The organism is Streptomyces sp. NPDC054765 (assembly GCF_053612065.1).
The window spans coordinates 1-21,566 of sequence record NZ_JBSHBP010000023.1 but is presented as its reverse complement, the minus strand read 5'-3'; the positions used below and the strand labels follow the sequence as shown (position 1 = coordinate 21,566).

Genomic DNA, 21,566 nt, shown 5'->3' with positions numbered 1-21,566 from the left:
GTCCGCCGCGCCGGCCACCGCGGCGGGTCATGCGTTGGGTTCCACGGCCAGCCAGGTGGCGATGGCCTGGGCGATGGGCTGGTCGGTCTCCAGTTGGACGAAGCCGAACTGGCCACCCTGGTTACATTCCAGGAACCACCAGGTCCCGTCCGGGTCTTCGGCGAAGTCGAAGGCGCCGTAGGCGAGTTGGGCGGTGTCCATATAGCGGCCCACCGCCCGGTGGACGGAGTCGGGCACCTCGGCAGGTTCCCAGGTGCCGTGCTGGGTGAAGCGGCTGTCCACTTCGTCGGGATCGGCCTTCTTGCGGGCGGCGAAGAGATGCTCGCCCACGCAGGTCAGCCGGATGTCGGCCTCCTTGTGGATGTGCTGCTGGAGCAGGGTCGGCCCGGCCGCGACCCCGCCGAAGTCCGTGTCCGGGCTGATGCGCGTGGTCGGCAGTACCAGCGGTGGGTCACCCGGGTGCTTTCCGCTGACCGATTTCACCACGAGGTCCTGATGGGCGGCGGCGAACTGCCGGGCGACCGCCGGGAATGTGGTGATCAGCGTGGGGGGCACGAGGAAGCCGCTGCCACGGGCGATGTGCAGCTGCCAGGGCTTGTTGCGCGCCTGCACGGACGCCACCGGATGGTTCATCCAGCGTGCCGGGGTGCAGGCGAGCATGCCGTAGAGCGCCTGCTCGGACTCGGCCGTGATCCAGGCGGACTGTTCCGGGGCGCGTGTCCCGGGGGTGCCGGGGCGGCGGACCCACACCGAGCGCAGGCTGCTCAGGCTCACCATGCGTTCGCCCGATTTGAGAAATCCGTGGAAGTCGTTCTCGGCGTACTCCGCCGACAGGGCGACCCTCCCGGGCAGGTCGGCGGGGTCGAGGCGGACGAGCGGGACACCGAGGTCCTGCAGCGTCGACACCACGATGTCCGCCGTCAAGTCTTCCTCGCAGGTAAGGACCAGGACGGTCATCGGCGCTCAGTCGTCGAAGTGGGTCTTGGAACCGGCAGTGGAGGCGGTGGTGCCGGTTGCCAGCAGCACCGCCCGGCTACAGGTGGCCGGGCGCCCGTCCGGAAGGACGTTGAGTTGCCGTGTGGCGTCGTAGCTGTAGGGGGTGGTGGTCGGTGAATTCACCGCCGGACGGGCGTAGCTCAACGCAAACGGTCGCATACCTTCTCCTTCGAAGCCCGGTTTCTGAGCCCTTGGCGCGGGGCACACTTGTGGACCCCGTTTGATGACTCTGCACGGAAGACGCGACAATCTGATCAGTAAGTTGCTTCTTTTGTTCGTTTACGGCGATTTTCTTGACTGGGAAGCGACGATCACGTAGTCGCCGGTGGTGCCAAGTACCGCCGCCGAGGCATGCCTTGACGGCCCGTTCGGGCAAGGGCGTGCTCGGCTGCCCCCACCCTGGAGAAGGCTTCCCCGCCAGGGACTTGGGCACGCGGAAGGGCCCCGGCGCGGTGATCCAGGGGCGTCATCCCGCGCCGGATCGTGGGCACTTCCGCCGGTGTCACCGCCCGGTGGGCGACCTGCGGGGCGGCGGCAAAGCACCCGGGGGCGGCGCGGGGAACGGCGGGCCGGCCGTGGGACGGCCGGCCCGCCGGTCTCACCCGTCGTCTGCGGAGGTCACACCCGCAGGAGGCCCAGCGGCGGGCTGGTGGGACTGCCGGAGCCGCCCGGGGGCTCGGCCGTGACACCGACGCCGTCCGCGCCCTGCGGTCCGCCGGTCAGCAGCATCGTGCCCGTGGAGCGGCCGGGCTCGACGAGACCGGCGGGCACCATGGTGCCGTTGCGGCTGTACCAGAGTTCGTAGACCCGCTGACCGGGCAGGGGCGGCAGGCCGTGGTAGAGGAAGGCGGTGCGTCCCATGCGCTTGGAGGCCACCACGGTCCCGCTGCCGCCGCCCCTGAAGGCCGTGGTGTGGAAGGTGGCGTCCGGCGCGGCCATCAGGGCGCTGACCGCGGCCGCTTGCTCCTCGGCGCGGGCGGTGCGGTCCCGCTGCCGGTCGGCGTCGTTCCGGGCGGTGACGGCCAGTCCGCCGGCGACCGCGGCGAGGGCCAGACAGGCGGCGGCAGCGAGGTAGGGCAGGCGAGGGCGCATGCGCCGGCGCAGCGGGACCACGGTGGCTTCGCGCTCCATCGGCGGCAGCTGCCGGACCTCGGGCAGGGCAGCCATCACCCGGGTCCGCAGGTCCGCCGGCGGCACCTCGGCGACCGCCAGGGCGAGCCGGGCCGCGGTTTCCTGCAGCTCCCGCACTTCCTGGGTGCATGCCTCGCACCGGGCGAGATGGCGGGTGAATTCCGCCGCCTCCTGCCGGGACAGGGCGCCCAGCGCATAGGCGCCGGTGAGTGTGTGCAGATCGACGGTGTTCATGCCGACACCCCCAGGCAGTCGCGGAGCCGGATCAGACCGTCGCGCAACCGTGTTTTGACCGTGCCCAGCGCCGTGCCCAGCAGGTCGGCGGTCTCCCGGTAGGTGTAGCCACGGTAGTAGGCGAGCGTCACCGACTCCCGTTGCAGTTCGGTCAGCCGGCCCAGGCAGCGGCGCACCTGTTCGCGCTCCAGGCGCCGCTCGACCTGCTCGCTGACCTCGTCGAAGGCCGCGGTGTAGGCCTGCAGCCCGGCCCGGTGGTCGCGGTCGGCCGCCGCCTGGACCGAGCGCACCCGGTCCACCGCGCGGCGGTGGGCCAGGGTCATGATCCAGGCCATGGCGCTGCCCTGCCGCGCGTCGAAGCGGGCCGCGGACCGCCACACCTCGATGAGCACCTCCTGTGCCACCTCCTCGGACTGGGCCGGATCCCGCACCACCCTGCGCACCAGGCCCAGTACGGAGCCGGCCACCGCTGTGTAGAGACTCTCGAACGCATGCTGGTCACCGCGTGAGACGCGGTCGAGCAGTGACTCCAGGGCACCGGTATGCGGCGCTGAGGATCGGTCGCCGCGGGCTGCGACGGGCATGGACACCTCCGGGCTGTGACATGGTCACCAGTGATTCGGCGCCGGGCGACACCTGGATTGGTCGGAAGGGATTCTGGCGCATCGCGCGGCGGGCGCCGCACACGGGCCGGGTGGGCGCGGTGCCGTCCTCGTGGAAAGTCCCGGCCGGCCGGGCCGCCTCCCGGCGTCCGGCCGGACCTGCGGGCGCGCACGGCGGCTACGGTCACCCCCACGACGGCCGGTCCACCGGTTTCCCGCGCGTCGTACCCCTCTTCCCGCCCCGGTACTGCGGAAGGATCACCGTCGGGGTCACCGGGGCACAGGGAGGACGGGGCGTGCGGGACGCGGATGCCGTGATCGTGGGCGCGGGAGCGGCCGGGCTGTCGCTCGCCTACCGGCTGTGCGAACCGGTGTCCGGTGCCCGGCCGCTGCGGGTGCTGCTCGTGGATGCACCGCCCGGACCGCTCACCCCCCAGGAACGGACCTGGTGCTACTGGGAAGCGCCGGGCGGTGTGTTCGACGCCGCGCTGACCGCCTCGTGGGAACGGCTGCGGGTGCACGGCCCCGACGGGGCGGCGACGCAGGGGCGGCCCGCGCCCCTGCGGTACAAGATGCTGCGGTCGCGGGACTTCGAGTCCCTCGTCGGCGCCCGGCTCTCCGGCCGGGACACCGTCGTCCGGGTCCGGGCGACGGTGGAATCCGTACGGGACGTCGCCGGCGGTGCCGAGGTACGGGGGCGGGACGCGGCGGGGCGGCCGCTGGCCCTGCGGGCACGCTGGGTCTTCGACTCCCGGCCGGCCGTACGGCTCCCGCCGGCCCGTACCACGCTCCAGCAGCACTTCCGGGGGTGGTTCGTCCACACCCGGCATCCGGCGTTCGATCCCACGACCGCGGATCTGATGGACTTCCGCACTCCGCAGCCCGCGCACGGCCTGTCCTTCGGGTACGTCCTGCCGCTGAGCGAGCACACCGCGCTGGTGGAGTACACGGAGTTCTCCCGCCGGACCCTCGACACCGCCGCCTACGAGCAGGCGCTGCGCCACTACACCGCGCGCGTGCTGCGGCTGGACGCGTTCCGTGTCACCGCTGCCGAGCAGGGCGCGATCCCGATGACCGACGGCCGCTTTCCTCGGCGGACGGGCCGGTCGGTGTTCCGCATCGGGACCGCGGGGGGCGCCACACGGCCGTCGACCGGATACACCTTCGCCGCCGTGCAACGGCAGTCCGTGCTCATCGCGGCCGCCCTCTCGGCGGGCCGGCCCCCGCTCCCCCCGCCCGCGCACCCGGCCTGGCACCGGGCGCTGGACGCCGTGTTGCTGCGCGCGCTGGACAGCGGCCGGGTGGACGGAGCCGAGTTCTTCACCGGGCTGTTCCGCACGGTGCCGATGGAGCGGCTGCTGCGGTTTCTCGACGGCCGCTCCCGCCTGTGGGAGGACGTCACCATCGGCCTGCGCACCCCGGTGCTGCCCATGCTCCGAACGGTCGCCGAGCTTCCCCTGCTGCCACGCCGGGCCGCCACACGGTGACCGGGCCGATTACGCGTCCCCGGACCGGAGGAGAGACATCCATGACACTGCTGCACAACGGCGGACCGCCTGCGGTGCGCGTCCTCGGGGAGGGACCGTGACCCGCGGACGTGATCGCGACGGGGCGGCGCGGCGCGGGCGTGACCGCCGGGCCCAGCGGGTGCCGGGGCCGCCGGGGCGGGAGCGGGCCGCGGCCGGCGGCCCGGTCGTGGCGGTGATCGGCGGCGGGATCGCGGGCCTCTGCGCCGCGACCGCGCTGGCCGAGCGGGGGGTGCGGGTGACGCTGTACGAACGGGAGGAGAGCCTCGGGGGACGGCTGGCGGGCCGGCCGGTGCGGCTCGCCGACGGCTCGGCGGCGACCATGAGCCGCGGGTTCCATGCGTTCTTTCCGCAGTACTACAACCTGCGGGGGCTGCTGCGCCGGATCGACCCGGGACTGCACCTGCTCCGGCGGCTGCCGGACTATCCACTGCTCCACCGTTCGGGCCTGCGGGACAGCTTTGCGCGGGTACCGCGGACACCGCCCTGGAGCGCGCTGGGTTTTGTGGCGCTCAGCCCCACCTTCACCTGGCGGGACCTGGCACGGATGCGTCCCGGCGCGGCCCTGCCGCTGCTCGACGTACGGGTGCCGCAGGTCTACGAGCGGCTGGACCACATCAGCGCCGGCGACTTCCTCTCCGGTATCCGCTTTCCCGACGCCGCGCGGCACCTCGCGTTCGAGGTGTTCTCCCGGAGCTTCTTCGCCGACCCGTCGGAACTGTCTGCGGCGGAACTGGTGTTGATGTTCCACATCTACTTCCTCGGCTCCAGCGAAGGGCTGCTCTTCGACGTGCCCGCCGAGCCGTTCCCGCAGGCGCTGTGGCAGCCCCTCGGCCGGTATCTGACGGGGCACGGGGCCGGGCTGTGCACGGGCACGGAGGTGACGCGGGTCGAGCCGGTGGCGGGCGGCGGGGTGCGCGTCGTCGCCCGGGGCGAGGACCGGCGGTTCGACGCGGTGGTTCTTGCGCTGGATCCCGGAAGCCTGCGTCAACTCGTCGCGGATTCAGCGGGGTTGGGGGACGCCGGTTGGCGGGAGCGGATCGGGCGGCTGCGGACCGCGCCGCCCTTCCTGGTGTCGCGGCTGTGGCTGGAGCGGCGGGTGTGCGCCGACCGGCCCGGTTTCCTGGGCACCAGCGGGTTCGGCTCGCTGGACAACGTCAGTGTGCTGGAGCGCTGGGAGGGAGAGGCGGCCCGCTGGTCCGCCCGCACCGGCGGCTCGGTGCTGGAACTGCACGCCTATGCCGTGGCCCCGGGGACCGACCGTGCGCGCGAACAGCGGCGCCTGGTGGAGCAGTTGCACACCGTCTACCCGGAGACCCGAGGCGTCCGGATCCTCGACCAGCGGCACGAGTGGCGCGCGGACTGTCCGCTGTTCTCCGTGGGCGGCTTCGGCGACCGTCCCGCCGTGCACACGTCCGACCCGCGGGTGGTGGTCGCGGGCGATGTGGTGCGGACACCGTTCCCGGTGGCGCTGATGGAGCGCGCCGCGACGACCGGTTTCCTCGCGGCCAATGCGCTGCTGGCGCAGTGGGGCGTGCGCGGCCAGACGCTGTGGACCGTCCCGGGCAGGGGCCGTTCCGCGGCGCTGCGGTGGGCGGCCGAAGTGGCGGAACGGTGACGGGGGCGGGATGACGGACGGGTGACCGGGAGCCGGATGGCGGTCCGGTGACCGGGAGCCGGATGGCGGTCCGGTGACCGGGAGCCGGATGGCGACCGGGAACGGGGACCCGGCCGACCGATGGCACCCGGGGGCCGGCCGCCGCTCGGTGTCAGCCCGGGTGCCGTCCGCCGCTGCGCAGCTCCCAGCGGCGCTCGGCGTAAGCCAGGTCGTCCCGCCACAGCCGTCGCGAAGCGGCACGCATCAGCGGACGCAGGGCGGGCGCGGCGGCGCGGGCCAGGGCGAACCCGGGGCGCCGGGAGGTGGCGACGATCGCCTCGGTGACCGCGGTGCGCGGGTGCCCCCGGTCGTCCGGGCCCAGCGGTGTGGCATGGGTCTCCACCACGGAGCCCTGCCCTTCGCCTTCCAGGATGTGCATCACCACCGTGCGGGGCTCAGGGGCGGTGAACAGCGCCGTGACCGGCACCACGGCGCGCCCGGCGACTTTGAAGGAGACCTCGACGGCAATGCCGTCGGACCGCTCCCCGCCGCTCGCCGGGGAAGCGCCGACGACGGTGAGGTCGACGAAGGAGTAGGGGTGGAACCATGCGCCGTGCCACGGGTCGAGGCGGTTGGCGATCACGTCCTCGGGTTCGCACCGGCCGGTGGTGGTGTGGACCGCGGTGACGGCACCCGACGGCCGGGGCCGGGAGGGGATGACCGGCCGCCGCAGCGGCCGCTCGCCGCCGGCCTCGTCGAGGCGTACCCAGGCCAGCAGACCGTCGTCGTGGGCGGGGAACGGCTGCCAGCCGGTGAACGGGGCACCGTCCAGGGCGAGTCCGTGCCAGCGGCAGCGGAGGATGCCGCAGTGCACGGGGCTCCGGTCCAGCGGCGCGCCGAGGTGGGGGCAGGCGCCGGGCCCCGCGATCAGCCGGCCGGCCGCGTCGCGCCAGGCGACGACCTCGACACCGGCGACGGTGCGGCCGAAGGCGCGGTGGGTGCCGACGGCGTGTGCCGCGCCGAGGACGAACCAGTTGCCGGACGGGCGGGCGAGGGCGGCCTTGACGGCGTCGGCGATGCGTGCGGGTTTCGCCTCGCGCCAGGTCGGCCGCTGTGCTTCCCAGCGCACGGGCCCGCGGCGCAGCCGGAGCGGGAGGTGCGCAGGGCGGCGCGGCTCCCGGGTCATGAGGTGTTCTCCTGTACGTGGTGCGGCACCCCGGCGCGCCGCGCGGCAGGGCGGCGGGCGGCGGTACGCGCGGCGGCGACCCGGGCCAGGCCGCCGAGGGCGGTGGCCGCGCGGCGTCTGCGGGAGACCGCCGAACGGCGGTGCAGCACGGCGTATCCGTCGTCGCGCACGGCGTCGAGGATGGCGCGGTAGAGGACGAAGGCGGTGCGGATGCAAGGGCGCGACACCGGGTCGAGCAGGGCGAGGCCGGGTTCCGCCTCCCGGTAGACGCCGCGGGTGAGGTCGGCGGCCGCCGCCATGGCCGCGGTGATGCGCGGGTCCTGGTGGCCGGTGTCCCGGCTCCACCGGAGTAGTGCGCGGTCCACGCCATGTGCCGCGAGCAGGTCCGCCGGCAGATAGATACGGCCCCGGTCCAGGTCCTCTCCGACATCGCGCAGGAAGTTGGTGAGCTGGAAGGCGACGCCGAGGGCCGCCGCGTGCGGGGCGGCTTCCTCCTGCGGCACGACGGTGCCGAGCACCGGGAGCATCTGAAGCCCCATCACCGCGGCCGAGCCGTGCATATAGCGCCGCAGCTCGTCGTACGTCGGGTAGTCCGTCACCGTCAGATCACTGCGCATCGACGCCATGAAGTCCGTGAAGTGCCGGTGGCCGATGCCGTACACGGCAGCGGTGTGCACCACCGCGCGCACCACCGGTTCGGTGCTCCCGCCACTGCGCAGCCCCTCTTCCAGACGGTGCTGGAGCGCATCGAGCGCATGGGTGCGACGGGCCGTGGACCGGTCCGGGCCGGGTTCGTCGACGAGGTCGTCGGCCCAGCGGGCGAAGCCGTACAGGGCGTGTACGGCAGGTCGCCGTTCCGCGGGCAGCAGCCGGGTGGCGAGGAAGTACGTCCTGCCGTGCCGGGCGTGCAGCCGGCGGCAGTGGGCGTAGGCGTCGCGCAGGAGCGGATCGGTGATGCCTGCGGCGTCCAGTTCGCGGGCGGTCATGCCGGGATGCCTCTCGGGGTCGGGCGGGCGGAGCCTGTGGCGGAGCGGGCGGGCCGCAGGCCGGTGATCCGGGCCGCGGCGAGCTTGCCGGAGATCACAACGGTGGGGATGCCGACGCCGGGCGTGGTGCCACAGCCCGCCAGCACGGCGTTCGCCGTGCCCCGCACGAGGTTGCGGGGGCGGAACGGACCCGTCTGCGCCAGGGTGTGGGCGGCGGAGAAGGGTGTGCCGGCGGCGAGCCCCTGCGCGGTCCAGTCGGCGGGCGTGACGAGGTGGTGCCTCTCGATGGCGTCGCCGATGCCGGTGAGTCCCCGGCGCTCCAGTACGGAGAGCAGGCTGTCGCGGTAGCGGGGGGCCAGCTCGTGCCAGGCCCCGGCGCCGGGGCCGGTCTCGGTGTTGGGGCAGGGCGCCAGGATGTAGTGCAAGTGGCGTCCCGGAGGGGCGAGTTGCGGGTCGGTGGCCGTGGGGCGGGTGAGGAGCAGTGAGGGGTCGCTCATCAGCTGCCCGGTGCGGGTGAGTTCGTCGAAGGTCCGCTCCCACGCGGCGCCGAAGAGGATCGTGTGGTGGGCCAGCCGCGGCCAGGTCCGGTCGGTGCCGGCATGCAGGATCACCGCGGAGGGCGAGTGACGCAGCCGCAGCGGGCGGCGGGGCCGCCGGCCGAGCAGCCGGTGGACGACCGGCAGGTCGGGGGTGAGGACCACCGCGTCGCACGGGATGCGCTCGTGCTCGGTGACCACCGCCGTGATCCGGTCGCCGCTGCGTTCCAGGTGGGTGACCGGGTGGCCGTAGCGGAATACGGCGCCGGCGCCGGCGGCCGCGTCCGCCATGGCCCGGGGCAGGGCGTGCATACCGCCGCGGGGGAAGTACACCCCGGCGACGGTGTCCATGTAGGCGATGACGGCATAGGCCGCGAGGGCGCGCGCGGGCGGTACACCGGCGTACAGCGCCTGGAAGGAGAAGACTCTGCGCAGCCGCGGGTCGGGCAGGAAGCGGCCGATACGGTCGTCGAGCCGGCCGAATCCGCCGAGGGCGGCGAGGCGGACCAGGTCCGGGTGCATCAGCTGGAGCGGGGAGTCGAAGTTGGCGTCGATGAAACGGTGCCGCTGCACCGCGTACAGCTGCTGGAGCCAGTGCCGCAGCCGCCGGTAGCCGTGGGCCGCCGGGGCGCCGGCGAACCGTTCGACCTCGGCCTCCATGGCCTCGGCGTCCGTGTGCACCTCCAGCTCGCTGCCGTCGGCGAACCGGGCGCGGTACGCGGGGTGCAGCGCCAGTAGTTCCATCCGGTCGGTGAGCCGTTCGCCGACCGCGGCGAACGCCTCCTCGATGAGGTCCGGCATGGTCAGCACGGTCGGGCCGGTGTCGATGCGGTAGCCGTGGCTCTCGATCCGGCCGGCCCGGCCGCCGGGCAGCTCCTCGCGTTCGACGACCGTCACCCGCCGGCCGGCGCCGAGCAGATGCAGTGCGGCGGACAGTCCGGAGAGACCGGCACCGACGACCACCACGTGGTCGGTGGACCCGGTGACGGTTCTCATGAGCCGCCCCCCACGGCCCTGCGGGCGGGCACGTTCCCCGGCGGCCGGGCGGCGGGCGGCTGCCGCGTACCGCGCCGCTCGTCGCCCGGCCCGAAGACCGCGAACGGACGCGGGCCGGCCCAGTTGTCGAGCACCGCGGCGAGCCGGGCGCTGAGGCAGGCGGGGTCGGTCAGCGACGGTTCGCCGGAGCGGGCTCCCCGGCCGGGCAGCGGCACGGAGCACGGCTCGACCCACGACGGCAGCAACGATGCCCACCGCAGAGCGCAGTCCGGACCGGACCCGGCGGGCGGCACACGGTACAAGCGCAGCGCCGCCTGTGGACGGGCGGCCGGCACCACGCGTTGCGCCACCGCCGACGCCGCGACCGTCACCGACGTCGACTCTTCCGTGAAACCGACACCCACGGCACACGCCCTTCGCCTCGCGCTCCACCGGTCCGGGCTCCGCCCTCGTACCGTCGGCGCCCCGAACGGGGCCGCGTTCGGCCATGGCGTCGGGGCCGTCGCGGCACCACGGCCGGTCGGGCACGGGAGCCGGCCGGCCGGGCTCGGGACCGGTGCCCACGCCGACCCTGCACTCCCCCGCCGTCCCACTCCACACACCACGCACGGCACCGCCCCCCTCTGACACCAACGGCGGCAGCTTCCGCGCCCGCCGCGTCGCACCCGCCACGGGCTGCTCAGCACGCGGAGGCAGCCGGGACCGGCCACGCGGGGACGTCGGCCCCGGCTGCGTGCCGGGCGTCCTCACTCCTGCTCATCCAGCATGAAGGACCCATATCGGGGCTTCCCCGCCCGTTCGTAGGCGCAGTACTGCACGCCGGCGCCGGTGGTGCGGGACTCCGTGAGCGTCCAGGCGGTAGGGACGGCCCCCTCGGCGAAGAGCCGCTTGCCGGAGCCGACGATCACGGGATTGACGAGCAGCCGGTACGCGTCGACGATTATGTGGAATCCGCGATGTCAAGCGGGCCCACCCGCTGGAGCTCTTCTGCAGGGCAAGGTGACGGCTAAGGACTGGCCCGTTATCTGGACGCAGGCGGGCGGTCTGTTCGTAGCTGATCTGGCCGGGCGTGACCGTCCGCGTTCTTCCGGCTCACAGTCGCCGGCGTTGGGAAGGGCTGGTGTCGGCCGTATGCGCGCAGCATGACCGCGAGGTGGTTGCGGCGCCCCAGGCTTCCGGGCCGGGGCGGCCTCACCCGGCACACCTTCAGTCGTTGAACCGTGCTTGGGAGGACGTTAGTTGGAGACATCAGTCTCCAGGTGTGGTTCGCCCAGATCGTCTCGCATGGCGTGGCGCAGTTCGCGCAGGACGATCCCGTAGGACTGAATGGCGTCCGCCAGCTCCGAGGAGTCGGGCATAGCCCCGGAACCGACGACGTCGCGGAACGCCTTCAGCCGGTTGAACGCCGTGTCTGCAACGGCCACAACCTGCTCGCGACCTGACAGGGCAAGTCGTTCCCGCACCGCATCGACCTGTGAGCTGCACGTGCCGCTGATGACGATTGTTGCCTTCGTCTGCGGTGCCGAGCTGCGGGATAAAGGATTGCGGTGCCGGGTGGGAGCCAGCTCTGTGCCGTTCGATCTTGCGTTTTCAGTGGTGGGTGGGTGCTGGGGGCCGAGGAAGATCGGAACTCGGCTGGGATTCCCACAACAGCTGGGACCAGCCAGGGTGCAAAAGACACCTGCTCCGGCGTTTGTAGGACACTGGAGGTATAGGGACGCGGTTATTTCGCGACCTCGATCCGAGGCGCCGAAGCGGAAGGCCGCAACCGATCCGTCGGCGGGCCCTCGGTTCGCGATCATGGATGCCGCGGTCGAGGAGTGCTGCGATGCCCACCGCGACCTGACCGGCCAGGTCAAATCTCCACCGGATGGTGCGATCACAAGGGGCCGAGCAGGAGAGGCAGGAGTAAAGGAAGGTGCTGCGATGTCTGGAGCACCGGCACAGCACAAGTCCGTCCGGTATCTGCCGATCGCTGAGCACGGCTTGATCGGGAATCTGCGCACGGTGGCGCTGGTGGCCACCGACGGCACCATCGACTGGTACTGCTGCCCCTCCTTCGACTCCCCGAGTGTCTTCGCGGCCATCCTGGACGCGGACCGGGGCGGGGCATTCGAGCTGGCTGCCACCGTGCCGGCCGGCACCAAACAGTTCTACTTCCCGGACACCAATGTGCTGATCACCCGCTTCTTCACCGAGGACGGGCTGGGGGAGATCCAGGACTTCATGCCCGTGGCGGACTCCGGCGCATCCGACTGCGACCGGCTGATCCGGCGGGTGGTGTGCGTCCGCGGAACGATCCCGTTCCGGGCTCGGGTGGCCCCCGGTTCGGCTACGGCGCCCATCCGCACACCGTACGGATGCTGGACCGGACCCCCTGTTCGCCTCCGAGGAGCTGTCGCTGATGCTGACCGCCACGGTGCCGCTGGAGTACGACGAAAAGGACGTGTGGACGGAGTTCGAACTCTCTCAGGGCGACACCACGGTCTTCGCCCTGGAGCAGGTCAGCAGCGAGGCTCCGCCGCGCCGCTGCCCGCACGCCGAGGCCGAGCGGGAGTTCACCGCCACGGTCGCTTTCTGGCGGCGCTGGCTGCAGCAGTCCCGCTACCGCGGCCGATGGCGGGAGATGGTGCACCGCTCCGCCCTCACCCTCAAGCTGCTCACCTACGCCCCCACCGGCGCGATCGTGGCAGCCCCTACCACCAGCCTGCCCGAGCAGATCGGCGGCGGCCGCAACTGGGACTACCGCTACGTGTGGGTGCGCGACGCCGCGTTCGCCGTCTACGCCCTGCTCAGGCTCGGCTTCACCGAGGAGGCAGAGGCGTTCATGGGCTTCCTCACCCGGCACACCGACCGGCGCGGCAACGGATCGTCCGGCCCGTTGCAGGTCATGTACGGCATCGACGGACGCACCGAGTTGCCCGAACGCGAGCTGCCCCACCTGGAGGGTTACCGGGGCTCGGCGCCCGTGCGGATCGGCAACGGCGCGGCCACCCAGCTGCAGCTCGACATCTACGGCGCCCTGCTCGACTCCGTCTATCTGTACGACATGTGGTGCCGGCCCATCTCCAGCGGCCACTGGCGCGCGGTGTGCGCACTGGTGGACTGGGTCTGTGAGCACTGGGACCAGCCGGACGAGGGTGTGTGGGAGACCCGTGGCGGGCGCAAGAAGTTCCTCTACTCCCACCTGATGTGCTGGGTGGCCATCGATCGCGCCATCCGCATCGCCCAGCGCCGCAGCCTCCCCGCCGAGCTCGGCCGCTGGGGGCCGGTCCGGGACGCGATCTACTGGCGGATCATGGACAAGGGCTGGTCGCCCGCCCGGCAGGCGTTCGTCCAGCACGAGGACGGCGATGTGCTGGATGCCGCGGTGCTGATGATGCCGCTGACCAAGTTCGTCTCCCCCAGCGACCCTGTATGGCTGTCCACCCTCGACACCCTTGGCGACGAACTGGTCTCCGACTCCCTGGTCTGGCGCTACGACCCCAAGGCCAGCCCGGACGGCCTGGAAGGCGAGGAGGGCACCTTCTCCATCTGTTCCTTCTGGTACGTCGAGGCCCTCACGCGTGCCGGGCGCCTGAATGAAGCCCGCCTGGCCTTCGAGAAGATGCTCACCTACGCCAACCACCTCGGCCTGTATGCCGAAGAGATCAGCCACACCGGAGAGCAACAGGGCAACTTCCCCCAGGCTTTCACCCACCTTGCCCTGATCAGCGCCGCCTTCAATCTCGACCGCGCCTTGGGGTGATCTGCCACGCTCCGCATCTTTTCCATTACGTTCAGCTCAACGAACCCCCGCCTTCCTCGACTCGTTCGGCAACCCGAACGCGGTCCGCAGCTACGGGATCGGGGTCGGCAAGGCCGCGGAGCGGATCGGCGAAGGTCGCCCGCTGGCGTCGGTCGCGGAAGACGAGATCGGCGAGGCTCTGGGGCACCGCGGCGGGCAACACCTGGACAGCCGGGTGGCGGTACTGTCCTGGTCGGCGGGTGCGCCGAGTCTCAGCGGCTTCAGCCGGCTCGGTCTGCCGGGGCCGTATTGCCTCCACAAACGCTCGTGATCACGGTTGCCGCTTCCGTGCGGGCAGGCACTCCGGAAGCCCCCGGACCTGCACGAAACGGTCAGTGATCAAGCATCACAGCTGCCCTGAGAGATGGTTTCCGTAACAGCGCATTTGCGGTCGTCGGAAGACGGGGTGACCATTTTTTTAGGGGTAATGGCCGGCAAAGCTTGATGCCATCGGCATGTGTACCGCGGCCTTCGGGCCGTGAAGCTCATCGGGAGTAAGCGTCACCGCGAATCCACCGCCGTGGCGAAGAAGATCGAACATCCGGGTGCTCAGCCGGTGGCGTCGGCGGGGCGACGGTGGGCTGTCCAGCTGGGCGGCGATCGGAAGGAGTCTGCCCATGCGCATCGCCGTGGACCTGAATCGATGTCAGGGATATGCACAATGCATGTATTTGGCGCACAAGGACTTCAGATTGACTGGCCAGGAGGCGCTCACCTACGAGCCGAACCCCGATAACGAGCGGCGCCTGCAGGTTGAGCGAGCCGCTGCGGCGTGTCCAGTGCAGGCGATCGTGATCGACCGCTTGGACGGCGCGAAGGGGAGCGCGACGTCATGACCGTGCCGGCAACGGTCGCAGAGCTGGTGCGCAAGTTCAGAGCCAACGGCCGGATCGTCATCGTCGGTGCGTCCCTGGCCGGACTGCGGGCCGCCGAAGCCCTGCGTGAGGAGGGCTTCACCGGGTCTTTGACCATCATCGGAGACGAGCCGTACGAGCCCTACGACCGTCCCCCGCTGTCCAAACAGGTGCTCAAAGGCTGGGTACCGGCCGACCACACCAAGCTGCCCCGCCTGCGAGAAGTGAATGCGCAGTGGCGGCTCGGGGTGACGGCCACCGGGTTGGACCGGGCCGCCAAGCAGGTGCGCCTGGCCGATGGCGAGCAGATCCCGTACGACCGGTTGCTCATCGCCACGGGCACCCGGGCGCGACAGTGGCCGAACCCGGAAGAGGCCGCCCTGGACGGGGTCTACTCGCTGCGCTCGCGTGATGATGCCGCACAGCTGCAAAAGGCGCTGGCCGCGCCGCCGTCGCGGGTCATGGTCATCGGCGCCGGGTTCATCGGCTCCGAGGTGACCTCCGTCTGCCGGGAACTCGATCTCCCGGTGACCGTCGTCGAGCGGGGCTCGGCGCCGCTGGTCGGCGCGCTCGGCGGGGTGATCGGTGAGATCGCCGCGGAGATCCAGCGCGACCACGGCGTGGACCTGCGCTGCGGGCTGGGCGTGTCGTCACTGGAGGGCGACTCCGGCGGACACGTGCGGCGTGCTCATCTCTCGGACGGAACCACCATCGACGCCGACGTGGTGGTGGCCTCGCTGGGGTCGATCCGCAACGTGGAATGGCTGGAGGGCGCCGGGCTGGCGTCCGGTTTCTGGGGCGTGGGCTGCGACGCCGGCGGTCGCGCCTTCGACATCAACGGCGTGGTCACCGACAGCATCTACGTGGCAGGGGACGTGGCGCGCTCGCCCCACGTGCTGTACGAGTACCAGTTCCTCGCGATGGAGCACTGGGACAATGCCGTTCTCGGCGCCGAGGCCGCCGCCCACAACATGGTGAACCTCGAGCCCCACTATCGCCCGCATCTGTTGCTGCCCGGCTTCTGGTCCGGGCAGTTCGGCCTCAACATCAAGTCCGTCGGCGTGCCTCCTTTCGGCGACGAGATCGTCTTCACCCAGGGGTCCGTCAAAGAGCGCCGCTTCGCCGCCGCGTACGGTCGCCGGGGCCGCATCGTCGCCGCCGTCACGTTCGATCACGGCAAGTGGCTGGAGTACTACGGGAAGCTGATCGAGCAATCTGGTCCGTTCCCGCCTCCGCCGCCGGGCTGGGACCAGCCCACCGACATGAAGCCGGTCCCGGCCGAGTTCCCGCAACCCGGCGTCCCGACAGCGATCCCCGACGTCGTCCTGACCGGCCACGACCCGAGCGAGCGGGGGGCCGAGTTCCGGCCTCGCCCTCGTTGACGCGCCCGCCGGACCGGCGTGCAAGCGGATAGCACCGACAGGAAGAAGGAGGGAAGCCTCGTGGTCGAGGAAACCCCCTGGCAGCAGGCCCTCCGCTACGCCAACCGCGCCAATCCGTACCCGTTCTACGAGGAACTCCGCAGGACACCGGTGGCGCGGCAGCCGGACGGCACCTACGTCGTCAGCACCTACCGCGAGGTCGTCCAGCTGCTGCACGACCCCCGGGTCACCTCGGATCAGAGGAAGCGCCCCGACACGCCCTCGAACCCCTTCGAGGCGACGATCATCACCGAGGACCCGTCCGAGCACGACGTGGATCGCCGCCGGATGATGCGGCACTTCGCGCCGCCCGAGTGTCCCCACACGATCGCTGACTTCGAGCCCGAGATCCGCCGCATCTTCGGCGAGCTCCTGAACGACATGAAGGGCAGGACCCGGATCGACTTCGTCGACGAGTTCGCCTTCCCGGGACCGGTGACCGTCATCTGCAAGGTCCTGGGCGTGCCGCTGGAGTCCATCCCGCGCTTCCACGGCTGGATCGAGGCAGCCCTGGACGGGTTGGACTTCAGCCCGGAGGCGAACGACCCGGAGCAGCAGCGCCGCACAGCGGCGGTCCCCGATCAGGTGGCCGAGTTCAGGCAGTTCCTCGCCGACCTGATCGACCAGTACCGCAAGCAGCCCGGCCCGGGCATGTTCTCGGGGATGGTCAACGACAGCGGCCCGGAGGGACTGTCCCAGGAGTCGATCGTCAGAAATGCCATGCTCATGCTCTTCGCCGGGCATGAGACCACGGTCAACCTGATCGCCCACAGCGTGCTCAACCTGCTGCGGCACCCCGACCAGCTCGAGAAGCTGCACCGCCGACCCGAGCTCATCGTGCCCGGAGTCGAGGAGCTGCTGCGCTTCGAGTCCTCGGTCCAGTTCTGGCCCACTCGCTCCGCCCTCGAGGACATCGAGATCGCCGGCACCACCATCCCGAAGGGCGCGCCGATCTTCCTAGCCTACGGCTCGGCGAACCGCGACCCGGAACGGTTCGAGAACCCCGACCGACTGGACCTCGAACGCCCCGACAACCAGCACGTCGGCTACAGCCAGGGCATCCATTACTGCTTCGGCGCCCCGCTCGCCCGGCTGGAGGCCCAGACCGCGGTCGGCGAGTTCGTCCGCCGCGTGCAAAACCCCCGTCTCGTCGAGGACCCACCGCCGTACCGCCGCAACCAGATATTCCGCGGCCCGCGCCATGTCCTGGTCGACATCGACGGGATCCGCGACTGAATCGGTGTGCGTGAAGGATCGCTATGCGGGCTTTTCAACTCGTCGGATGGCAGCAACCGCCCGAGCTGCGCGAGGTGCCGGTGCCCGAGCCCGGGCCGGGCGAGGTCCTGGTGAAGGTCGGGGGTGCCGGCGCGTGCCACTCAGATCTGCACATCATGGAGGCACCCGAACCACCACCCGGGTTCACCACGGAACCACCCTTCACACTCGGCCATGAGAATGCGGGATGGGTAGAGAAACTGGGGCCGGGTGTCACCGGGTTCGCGCCCGGAGACCCTGTGATGGTCTACGGCCCCTGGGGCTGTGGGATGTGCGCCAACTGCCGCGAGGGCAGGGAGAACTACTGCCAGAAGGTCAGTGGTCAGGGCGGGGGCCTGGGAGGCGGTCACGACGGCGGAATGGCCGAGTACCTGCTGGTCCCAGCGGCGCGATTCCTGATCCCGCTGGGCACCCTCGACCCCCGCCAGGCCGCCCCGCTCAGCGACGCGGGACTGACCAGCTATCACGCCGTCAAGCGATCGGTGCACCTGCTGGGGCCGGGCTCGACCGCGGTGGTGATCGGGGTGGGCGGTCTGGGCCAGATGGCCATCCAGATTCTGCGCGCGCTCAGCGCGGCGACCACCGTCGTCGCCGTGGACACCGACGCCGGCAAGCTGGAAACCGCCAAGCGCATGGGCGCGGACGAGGTGCTGCTCTCGGGCGAGGAAGCGGTCACGCGCATCAAAAACATGACGGGGCAGCAGGGCGCTCAGCTCGTGCTGGACATGGTAGGCATCGACCCGACTCTGCGGATGGCTGGTCAGGTGGCCAGGGTGCTTGGCCACCTGACCATCGTCGGTCTCGGCGGCGGAGCCCTGCCCGTCAACTTCTCGAACCCGCCGCACGAGTGCTCGGTCGCCTCACCCTACTGGGGCTCCCTTCCCGAACTAATGGAAGTGATCACCCTCGCCCAGCAGCAAAAGATCAAGATGCTGCTCGAGCGCTTCCCCTTGGAACGCGCCAACGAGGCATACCAGCTCCTGCACGACGGCAAGATCCAAGGACGCGCCGTCATCACCCCCCACCCATGAGTACTGTCATCAAGGCGACCGGGCCGGCGCCGGACGCCGTAACTGCCGGAGGAAACGTCATGGAAGCTGTGACCGGTGCGATCGCTGGACCGAGCCGGTGGCGGACGGCACAGCCAGCAGCGGGCGTGGTAACGGCAGCTGTGCCGGCGCCGGTGACTGTGACGGGCGCCGGGCTGATGAACACGGCCTAGCGGCGCTTGCCATGACCGAGAACACGTTCCGACCGGTGGCCGCTGCACGACGGCCGTATCTGATCGTGAATCCCCGCTCGGGAGGAGGGAAGGCGAGCCGGTTCCGCATCGCCGAAAAGGCCCGTGCGTTGGGGGCTCAGGTTCTCCTGCTCGATCCTTCCCAGCCCCAGGACCTCACGACTGTCGCCCGACGCGCGGTGGATGACGGTGCGGATCTGCTGGGCGTGGCCGCCGGAGACGGCACGCAGGCACTTGTCGCCGGCGTGGCTGCGAAGAGCGGTCTTCCTTTCGTGGTCATTCCGGCCGGTACCCGCAACCACTTCGCGATGGACCTCGGCCTGGACCGTGATGACCCTTCGGCCGCGCTGGAGGCCCTCACGGACGGCGTCGAACTGCGCGTGGATCTCGGGTTCGCAGGCGAGCGGGTGTTCGTCAACAACGTGTCGTTCGGCGCCTATGCCGCCCTGGTACAGGACCCGGCCTATCGGGACGACAAGATCGGCACGACGGCGCGGATCCTCCCGGAATTCCTGGCCCGCCACCAAGGCCCGGAGCTGGTGGTACGCGCCGGGCTGCTCACTGTCGACCGGCCTGATGCGGTGCTGGTGAGCAACAACCCCTACCGGGCCGATGACCCGGCCGGACTTGGCAGGCGTGCACAGCTGGACTCCGGGCTCCTGGGGGTACTGGCCGCCAGGGCGGAGACGCCCGCCGAGACGACCGCCCGGCTGCGAGACGGGCAGAGGCACGGCCTGACCAATCTGGCCACATCTGAAGAGGTTGTCGTCGAGGCCGACGTCCCGTTCGTCCCCGTCGGGCTGGACGGTGAAGCCGTCACCCTGCCGACTCCCGTGCGGTGCCGGATCAGTCCCGGGACGCTACGGGTACGGGTTCCCCGCCATCGGCCGGGCGCCGCGCCCTCCGGGCGGCCGCCGGGCCGGGGCACCATCCGACGGGTGGCCTCGGCTGTCGGGCGAGCCGTTCACGGCCGTCATACCGGCTGACCGAACCGAACCGGGCAGAGCGCGGACTTCCCCCGGTCACCACGTGTGCACACAGCGCGTGGCCCTGGCTGGCAACGCGCCGCGCAGCAGGTTCCAGACAGAACGGGGCAGATGCGGGATCAGCCGCGATCGTGGTGGACGGCGGTGATCTGGGAGTGATGCCGAGCGGACGCCGGAGCGATCGTTGCTCCGCCGTCGCAGCGAGTTCGCTTCGCGGTAATCCGTGGCCGTGCGGCGTATTGAATCTATCGAGGCTTATCACGTTTGCCTTGGCGCACCTCCACGATGGGCAGCATGGTGACGGTGGCGGGGAGGCCGGGCTCCCGTGGTGTGGGGCCTGCGGGTGTAGGGATGTCGGTGAGCCGGGCGAGGAGCGCGTCGATGGCGGTTTGGCCGTCGTCGACCGCGGCGCGTTCGTCCTCGGTCAGCGGAATGGAGACGAGCATGCGCTGCAAGTTCTCCTTGGCTTCAAGGAGTTGGGCCTTGCTGGAGCCCTTGGGGGTGTAAAAGTCGCAGCGGGCGCAAGCCATCCGGTGGTGACACTGTTCGAAGAAGGTGTAGGTGCACCAGCCATGGCCCAGGTCGTAGTACTGCCAGGGCTCGCCGGTGGCCGCCGCGCCGGAGGCCACGGCGTCGCGGTCGACGAGGACCTCGATGGTGCGCACGTTCCGGGCGAAGTAGCCGGCTTCGCTGTATGCCTTGGCCAGCGTCTTGGGGGAGATCTTCGCGTAGAACTGGGTGGAGCTGGGCGACCGGTGTCCGAGCCATGCCTGCAGCTCGAACAGGGTCATCGGCTCCTTGGCGTTGTAGAGCTGGCTGGCGATGGTGCTGCAGGCCCGGTGGCTGGTGATTTTGCCGCGGACGTCGCTGGCGGGGACCCCGGCCTTCGTGCAGAGCGCAGGGATGATGGTGCGGTTGATGTAGTCCTTGGAGACGCGTTTGGCGCGGTGGGCAAAGAGGAACTCCACGCGTTCGCCGGTCTTGGCGTCAAGCATCGTCGGCTGCTCTGGGCGGACGGCCTGCCAGACCTCGATGGCCTGTCCGAGCAGCGGGTCGACCGGCTTGGTGAAACTCGTGCCGGTTTTGTGGGTGGGGACGTCCAGCATGCAGACGGCGTCGCGGGCGAGGACGTCGGCGGCATCCGGGCTGACGGCGGTGCCGTCATGCTGCCGGCGGACGCAGCCGGTGCGCAGGCGGCGGATCTCGTCGCTGCGTTGGCCGCTGAACAGCCAGGTCAGCGCCACGGCTCGGGATAGCTCAAGGGGATAGCGCGGGCCGCTGCTGGACGTGGGCAGGTCCTCGGAGGTGAGGTTGATGCCGGCCCACAGCAGCTTGGCCCATACCCCGTCGGCGATGACGCGGGGGTTGGGACCCAGCAGTGCGCGGATGTTGCGGGGCGTTTCCAGAGCGCGCCCGGGATCGAACCGGCGTGGGGATCCACTCCCATTCCTGAAGGTCGCGGAAGAACGCGCGGCTGGCGGTGAGCGCACTGTCCTTGGTGGATGGGGACATCGGGTCTCCGAACACGCCGCGGGTAGCGGTGCGTTCGACGTAATCGCCGATCCGCATCCGGTCCACCGTTGCCACCCAGGCCGCGCAGGTCGCCCTCGTCCACTGGGCCGGCTCGGTGATCTGCGGGTGCTCGGCAGCCAGCCACCGGCCCATGCGGGCCACGTCCTGGCGGTAGACCATGCGGACGCTGCGGCTCAGCGTGGAGGTGTCGAACCACAGGCACGCCATTTCGGCCCACGGCGCCGGCACATCCGTCCATCGCTGGGCTCGCAGCTCTCCCAGCAGCGCCTCATTGCGTGCGACGGGCGGCTCGCACCGCCCCAGCGCCGCCAGCGCCCGCTGCAGCGAATGCAGGTCACCGGAGGCCCTCCCGGTGGAACGCACTGCCCGACGCAGGCGTTCCAGCAACGCCGCGTCCATGTCCGCCAGCAACGGGCTGCGGTTGAGGAGCATCGCGTGTGCGATCAACGTGCGCACCGAGCGGTTGCCCGCCGTGTCCAAGCGGTAACCCCAGCCGCGCAGCAGGCCGTAGACGGTATCGACCTCCCGGTCCACGATCTCAGGGCCGAAGACCGTGCGGGCCAGGCGCAACCGTTCGAAGCCGAGTGAGCTGCCCCGAGTTTCGTAGCGGCCGGTTTCTGTGGTTTCAGGCGGCGTTCGGGGCTGCCTGGGATCGGTAGTGCTGGGCTTCGAATTCCTCG

At 71.1% G+C, this 21,566-nt stretch carries 18 protein-coding genes and 3 pseudogenes; 9 read left to right on the top strand and 12 right to left on the bottom strand.

Annotated elements, in window-relative coordinates:
• Window positions 1-27 precede the first annotated feature (27 nt).
• The 4 genes from tgmB to sigK all read right to left on the bottom strand — a co-directional run bounded on the left by tgmB (window position 28) and on the right by sigK (window position 2,945).
• Complete coding sequence (gene tgmB / locus ACWGJY_RS16950) at window positions 28-957, bottom strand: ATP-grasp ribosomal peptide maturase (protein ID WP_453261578.1); 930 nt, start codon at window positions 955-957, stop codon at window positions 28-30.
• A 6-nt stretch (window positions 958-963) separates the two neighbouring features.
• Complete coding sequence (gene tgmA / locus ACWGJY_RS16945) at window positions 964-1,155, bottom strand: putative ATP-grasp-modified RiPP (RefSeq protein ID WP_453261577.1); 192 nt, start codon at window positions 1,153-1,155, stop codon at window positions 964-966.
• Window positions 1,156-1,614: 459 nt separating this feature from the next.
• Window positions 1,615-2,361 carry an anti-sigma factor gene (locus ACWGJY_RS16940; RefSeq protein ID WP_453261576.1) on the bottom strand — a complete coding sequence of 249 codons (747 nt, stop codon included), beginning with the start codon at window positions 2,359-2,361 and terminating at the stop codon, window positions 1,615-1,617.
• Entirely contained in the window at window positions 2,358-2,945 is a 588-nt protein-coding gene (gene sigK, locus ACWGJY_RS16935) for an ECF RNA polymerase sigma factor SigK (RefSeq protein ID WP_453261575.1), read from the bottom strand. Before sigK ends, ACWGJY_RS16940 begins: the two co-directional genes overlap by 4 nt.
• A gap of 314 nt (window positions 2,946-3,259) precedes the next feature.
• Here sigK and ACWGJY_RS16930 point away from each other — a divergent pair, with 314 nt between their 5' ends.
• Together ACWGJY_RS16930 and ACWGJY_RS16925 are read left to right on the top strand one after the other, a co-directional pair.
• On the top strand, window positions 3,260-4,450 hold the full coding sequence (locus tag ACWGJY_RS16930; RefSeq protein WP_453261574.1) for a lycopene cyclase family protein: 1,191 nt from the start codon (window positions 3,260-3,262) through the stop codon (window positions 4,448-4,450).
• Between the two features lie 97 nt (window positions 4,451-4,547).
• Window positions 4,548-6,107, top strand: coding sequence for an FAD-dependent oxidoreductase (locus ACWGJY_RS16925; protein WP_453261573.1), 1,560 nt, complete (start codon window positions 4,548-4,550; stop codon window positions 6,105-6,107).
• 151 nt (window positions 6,108-6,258) lie between these two features.
• Here ACWGJY_RS16925 and ACWGJY_RS16920 read toward each other — a convergent pair whose 3' ends face one another.
• The 6 genes from ACWGJY_RS16920 to ACWGJY_RS16895 all read right to left on the bottom strand — a co-directional run bounded on the left by ACWGJY_RS16920 (window position 6,259) and on the right by ACWGJY_RS16895 (window position 11,214).
• Window positions 6,259-7,272: a DUF5914 domain-containing protein gene (locus tag ACWGJY_RS16920; RefSeq protein ID WP_453261572.1), complete on the bottom strand. Its 1,014-nt coding sequence runs from the start codon at window positions 7,270-7,272 to the stop codon at window positions 6,259-6,261.
• Complete coding sequence (locus ACWGJY_RS16915; protein ID WP_453261571.1) at window positions 7,269-8,258, bottom strand: phytoene/squalene synthase family protein; 990 nt, start codon at window positions 8,256-8,258, stop codon at window positions 7,269-7,271. The genes ACWGJY_RS16920 and ACWGJY_RS16915 overlap by 4 nt, the downstream gene beginning before the upstream one ends.
• Entirely contained in the window at window positions 8,255-9,790 is a 1,536-nt protein-coding gene (gene crtI / locus ACWGJY_RS16910) for a phytoene desaturase family protein (protein ID WP_453261570.1), read from the bottom strand. The genes ACWGJY_RS16915 and crtI overlap by 4 nt, the downstream gene beginning before the upstream one ends.
• A complete protein-coding gene (locus ACWGJY_RS16905) occupies window positions 9,787-10,194 on the bottom strand; it encodes a thioesterase domain-containing protein (RefSeq protein WP_453261569.1) in 408 nt (135 codons plus the stop codon). The genes crtI and ACWGJY_RS16905 overlap by 4 nt, the downstream gene beginning before the upstream one ends.
• A 342-nt stretch (window positions 10,195-10,536) precedes the next feature.
• Entirely contained in the window at window positions 10,537-10,731 is a 195-nt protein-coding gene (locus ACWGJY_RS16900; RefSeq protein ID WP_453261648.1) for a dihydrofolate reductase family protein, read from the bottom strand.
• A gap of 294 nt (window positions 10,732-11,025) precedes the next feature.
• A complete protein-coding gene (locus ACWGJY_RS16895) occupies window positions 11,026-11,214 on the bottom strand; it encodes a hypothetical protein (protein ID WP_453261568.1) in 189 nt (62 codons plus the stop codon).
• A 502-nt stretch (window positions 11,215-11,716) separates the two neighbouring features.
• Between ACWGJY_RS16895 and ACWGJY_RS16890 the strand changes: the two are divergent.
• From ACWGJY_RS16890 to ACWGJY_RS16860, 7 genes and pseudogenes are all read left to right on the top strand, one after another.
• Window positions 11,717-13,538: pseudogene (locus tag ACWGJY_RS16890) on the top strand (glycoside hydrolase family 15 protein).
• A 1-nt stretch (window position 13,539) separates the two neighbouring features.
• Window positions 13,540-13,750, top strand: a pseudogene (locus ACWGJY_RS16885) (site-specific integrase); the annotation flags it as partial.
• Window positions 13,751-14,194: 444 nt separating this feature from the next.
• A complete protein-coding gene (locus tag ACWGJY_RS16880) occupies window positions 14,195-14,413 on the top strand; it encodes a ferredoxin (protein WP_453261567.1) in 219 nt (72 codons plus the stop codon).
• On the top strand, window positions 14,410-15,813 hold the full coding sequence (locus tag ACWGJY_RS16875; protein ID WP_453261566.1) for an NAD(P)/FAD-dependent oxidoreductase: 1,404 nt from the start codon (window positions 14,410-14,412) through the stop codon (window positions 15,811-15,813). The genes ACWGJY_RS16880 and ACWGJY_RS16875 overlap by 4 nt, the downstream gene beginning before the upstream one ends.
• Window positions 15,814-15,873: 60 nt before the next feature.
• On the top strand, window positions 15,874-17,088 hold the full coding sequence (locus ACWGJY_RS16870) for a cytochrome P450 (protein WP_453261565.1): 1,215 nt from the start codon (window positions 15,874-15,876) through the stop codon (window positions 17,086-17,088).
• 23 nt (window positions 17,089-17,111) lie between these two features.
• Window positions 17,112-18,158 carry an NAD(P)-dependent alcohol dehydrogenase gene (locus tag ACWGJY_RS16865; RefSeq protein ID WP_453261564.1) on the top strand — a complete coding sequence of 349 codons (1,047 nt, stop codon included), beginning with the start codon at window positions 17,112-17,114 and terminating at the stop codon, window positions 18,156-18,158.
• A 226-nt stretch (window positions 18,159-18,384) separates the two neighbouring features.
• On the top strand, window positions 18,385-19,353 hold the full coding sequence (locus ACWGJY_RS16860) for a diacylglycerol/lipid kinase family protein (RefSeq protein ID WP_453261563.1): 969 nt from the start codon (window positions 18,385-18,387) through the stop codon (window positions 19,351-19,353).
• A 245-nt stretch (window positions 19,354-19,598) separates the two neighbouring features.
• Here the strand turns inward: ACWGJY_RS16860 and ACWGJY_RS16855 are convergent, their stop codons facing one another.
• Together ACWGJY_RS16855 and ACWGJY_RS16850 are read right to left on the bottom strand one after the other, a co-directional pair.
• Window positions 19,599-20,597, bottom strand: a complete 999-nt coding sequence (locus ACWGJY_RS16855; protein ID WP_453261562.1) for a tyrosine-type recombinase/integrase — start codon at window positions 20,595-20,597, stop codon at window positions 19,599-19,601.
• Between the two features lie 13 nt (window positions 20,598-20,610).
• Window positions 20,611-21,566, bottom strand: a pseudogene (locus ACWGJY_RS16850) (hypothetical protein); the annotation flags it as partial.

Bases quoted from the DNA above. Each gene is read 5' to 3' on its own strand.
- sigK (WP_453261575.1), bottom strand. From the start codon at position 2,945: ATGCCCGTCGCAGCCCGCGGCGACCGATCCTCAGCGCCGCATACCGGT.
- ACWGJY_RS16875 (WP_453261566.1), top strand. From the start codon at position 14,410: ATGACCGTGCCGGCAACGGTCGCAGAGCTGGTGCGCAAGTTCAGAGCC.
- tgmB (WP_453261578.1), bottom strand. From the start codon at position 957: ATGACCGTCCTGGTCCTTACCTGCGAGGAAGACTTGACGGCGGACATC.
- crtI (WP_453261570.1), bottom strand. From the start codon at position 9,790: ATGAGAACCGTCACCGGGTCCACCGACCACGTGGTGGTCGTCGGTGCC.
- ACWGJY_RS16920 (WP_453261572.1), bottom strand. From the start codon at position 7,272: ATGACCCGGGAGCCGCGCCGCCCTGCGCACCTCCCGCTCCGGCTGCGC.
- ACWGJY_RS16940 (WP_453261576.1), bottom strand. From the start codon at position 2,361: ATGAACACCGTCGATCTGCACACACTCACCGGCGCCTATGCGCTGGGC.
- tgmA (WP_453261577.1), bottom strand. From the start codon at position 1,155: ATGCGACCGTTTGCGTTGAGCTACGCCCGTCCGGCGGTGAATTCACCG.
- ACWGJY_RS16915 (WP_453261571.1), bottom strand. From the start codon at position 8,258: ATGACCGCCCGCGAACTGGACGCCGCAGGCATCACCGATCCGCTCCTG.
- ACWGJY_RS16865 (WP_453261564.1), top strand. From the start codon at position 17,112: ATGCGGGCTTTTCAACTCGTCGGATGGCAGCAACCGCCCGAGCTGCGC.
- ACWGJY_RS16880 (WP_453261567.1), top strand. From the start codon at position 14,195: ATGCGCATCGCCGTGGACCTGAATCGATGTCAGGGATATGCACAATGC.